At 68.2% G+C, this 2,851-nt stretch carries 3 protein-coding genes, 1 tRNA gene and 1 other RNA gene; 4 read left to right on the top strand and 1 reads right to left on the bottom strand.

The features are described 5' to 3' along the window. The 3 genes from ACNFOC_RS52820 to ACNFOC_RS52810 all read left to right on the top strand — a co-directional run. The coding region (locus ACNFOC_RS52820) for a replication initiator (protein WP_416966090.1) at window positions 1-1,011 on the top strand (1,011 nt) is incomplete at its 5' end. Further along, window positions 1,004-1,237 (top strand): excisionase family DNA-binding protein, encoded by a 234-nt coding sequence (locus ACNFOC_RS52815; RefSeq protein ID WP_416966089.1) that lies wholly within the window; start codon window positions 1,004-1,006, stop codon window positions 1,235-1,237. The genes ACNFOC_RS52820 and ACNFOC_RS52815, both read left to right, overlap by 8 nt. A gap of 10 nt (window positions 1,238-1,247) precedes the next feature. Next, a complete protein-coding gene (locus ACNFOC_RS52810; protein ID WP_416966088.1) occupies window positions 1,248-2,498 on the top strand; it encodes a tyrosine-type recombinase/integrase in 1,251 nt (416 codons plus the stop codon). 79 nt (window positions 2,499-2,577) lie between these two features. On the opposite strand, the gene ACNFOC_RS52805 is transcribed toward ACNFOC_RS52810, so the two are convergent. After that, window positions 2,578-2,665, bottom strand: a tRNA-Ser gene (locus tag ACNFOC_RS52805). Window positions 2,666-2,736: 71 nt separating this feature from the next. Between ACNFOC_RS52805 and ffs the strand changes: the two genes are divergently transcribed. Then, window positions 2,737-2,835, top strand: an RNA gene (gene ffs / locus ACNFOC_RS52800) — signal recognition particle sRNA small type. The last annotated feature ends 16 nt before the right edge of the window (window positions 2,836-2,851 follow it).

The raw sequence follows: 2,851 nt of genomic DNA, 5'->3' as shown, positions 1-2,851 counted from the left end.
CGCGTCTTCGCCACCTTCACCGCCCCCGGCTTCGGCCCGGTCCACAACCGCCGCACCGACGGCCGACCCTGCCGCTGCGGCACCCACCACACCCAGGACGACGACACCCTCGGCACCCCACTCAACCCGGACACCTACGACTACGAAGCGGCCGTGCTCTGGAACGCGCACGCCGGTCCCCTCTGGCGCCGCTTCTCCACCTACCTGCGCCGAGAGGTCGCCAAGCGCGCAGGCCTCTCCCAACGCCGCTTCCGCGACCACGCCCGCGTGTCCTTCGCCAAGGTTGCCGAGTACCAGAAGCGCGGAGCCGTCCACTTCCACGCCGTCATCCGCATCGACGGCCCCACCGGCGGCGACACCCCGCCCCCGCCCTGGGCCACCGCCGAACTGCTCACCGACGCCATCCGCACCGCGACCGCCAAGGTCCGCGTCGACGGCCCGACCATCGACGGCCGCACCCACACCTTCACGTTTGGCCGCCAACTCGACGTCCGCACCATCCGATCCGCCGACTTCAACGACGGCCAGGAACTCACCGAACGAGCCGTCGCCGCCTACATCGCCAAGTACGCCACCAAGGGCGCCGAAACAGCGACGGGAGCTCTCGACCGCCCGCTCAAGTTCGCCGCCGAACTCGCCCAACTCGACATCAGCGACCACGCCCGCCGACTCATCCGCACCGCCTGGACCCTCGGCGCCCGCAAGGACCTGGAACACCTCCGCCTGCGCGCCTGGGCCCACATGCTCGGCTTCCGCGGCCACTTCTCCACCAAATCCCGCCGCTACTCCACCACCCTCGGCGCCCTCCGCGACGCCCGAGCGGAGTGGCGCGCAGCGCAAGCCATCGCAGCCAATGACGCTCACCCCACCTCCGGAATTCCGGAGGTGGTCACGACCCTCGTCCTTGCCCACTGGGTCTATGCCGGGACCGGCCTCACCGACACCGAAGCCTGGCTCGCCGAATCCCTCGAACCCGCCCCCGGTACGGAAGGAGAGCCCACCCGTGGCTGAGCCGCGAGCCCTGACCGCTGTCTCGGAACTGGCCGACCCGTCCTTGGTCCTGCTGACCGTTGAAGAGGCGGCACGGCGACTCCGTATCGGCCGTACGACGTGCTTCAAGCTCGTGCTCGCGGGCGAGATCGAATCGGTCACGGTCGGCAGACTCCGCCGTGTTCCGGCCGAGGCGCTGCCCGCATACGTCACCCAACTCCGCCGCCGTCCCGCCGTAGCGGCCTGAAGGGGGAGACATGGCAGAGACCAAACGCACCCGCCAGCCCAACGGCGCCTCGTCCATCTACCTCGGCAAGGACGGCAAATGGCACGGCCGCGTGACGGTCGGCGTCCGCGATGACGGCAAGCCTGACCGCCGCCACGTCGAGCGGAAGACGAAAGCCGAAGTGACCAAGGCCGTACGCGAGTTGGAACGGGCCCGCGACGACAAGAAGCTCCGGAAGCCGGGCAAGGGCTGGACCGTCCAGGGTTGGCTTGAGCACTGGGTCGAGAACATCGCCAAGCCGTACGTCTCCGAGAACACGTACGCCGGATACGAGGTGGACGTCCGCGTGCACCTGGTCCCGGGTCTCGGCGCCCACCGGCTCGATCGGCTGGAGCCCGAGCATCTGGAGCGCTTCTACCAAAAGATGCAGAGCAACGGCAGCGCGGCCGGCACCGCCCACCACGTGCACCGCACGGTCCGTACCGCCCTCAGCGAGGCAGTGAGGCGCGGACACGTGCCCACCAACGCGGCCGAGATCGCCAAGGCTCCGCGACTCGAAGAGGAGGACATCGAGCCGTTCACGATCGAGGAGGTTCAGAGCCTGCTCGTCGAAGCGGCCAAGCTCCGCAACAGTGCACGTTGGGTCGTCGCCCTGGCGCTCGGCCTTCGGCAGGGTGAGGCTCTCGGCCTGCACTGGGAAGACGTCGACCTTGCCTCGGGATACGTCCGTATTCGCAAGAACCGACTCCGCCCCAATTACGCGCACGGCTGCGGTGCCAACCCGTGTGGCCGGAAGGCTGGTTACTGCCCCAAGCGGGAGCAGACCCGGCGCGAGCACAAGTCCACCAAGTCACGCGCGGGCCGACGCACCATCGGCTTGCCAGACCCGCTGATCAAGATTCTCCGCCAGCACCAGGAAGCCCAGGAACGGGAGCGCATCGCGGCCGGCGCCGATTGGGAGGGCAAGGGATACGTCTTCGCCTCGCCGATCGGCGGGCCTCTCAGCCCCAACACCGACTTTCACACCTGGAAGAGACTCCTCAGGGACGCGGGCGTGCGCAACGGCCGTCTCCACGACGCTCGCCACACCGCCGCGACCGTTCTCCTGATCCTCGGGGTCCCTGACGTCGTGATCGACTCGATCATGGGTTGGGAGCCCGGGGGAGCGGCCCGGATGCGCGCTCGGTACATGCACGTGACGGGGACCATGCTTCGCAAAGTCGCCCAGCAAGTTGGCGACGCCCTTTGGGAGCTCCCGAAAACGGACTCAGATACAAACTGAGACGGAAACTGAGACGGACAACGACGAAGGGCCCCACCGCGAACGGTGGGGCCCTTCGACATCGTGCCCGGTGAGGCACTGGCGGAGGATACGAGATTCGAACTCGTGAGGGGTTGCCCCCAACACGCTTTCCAAGCGTGCGCCCTAGGCCACTAGGCGAATCCTCCGCGGCAAACAATACAAGACGTTGAGGAGTGCTCGCGAACTCGTTCCCCCCGCTCAGATCCTGTAGCCTGTGCGGAGCCCCTCACGCGGCGCTATCTGACTGAACTCCCCCAGGGCCGGAAGGCAGCAAGGGTAGGTTGGCTCTGGCGGGTGCGTGGGGGGCGCTTGCATTCTCGCCACCGCCACCG

Source organism: Streptomyces colwelliae, from assembly GCF_048158785.1.
GTDB lineage: Bacteria > Actinomycetota > Actinomycetes > Streptomycetales > Streptomycetaceae > Streptomyces.
This window is presented reverse-complemented; position numbering and strand designations above follow the sequence as displayed.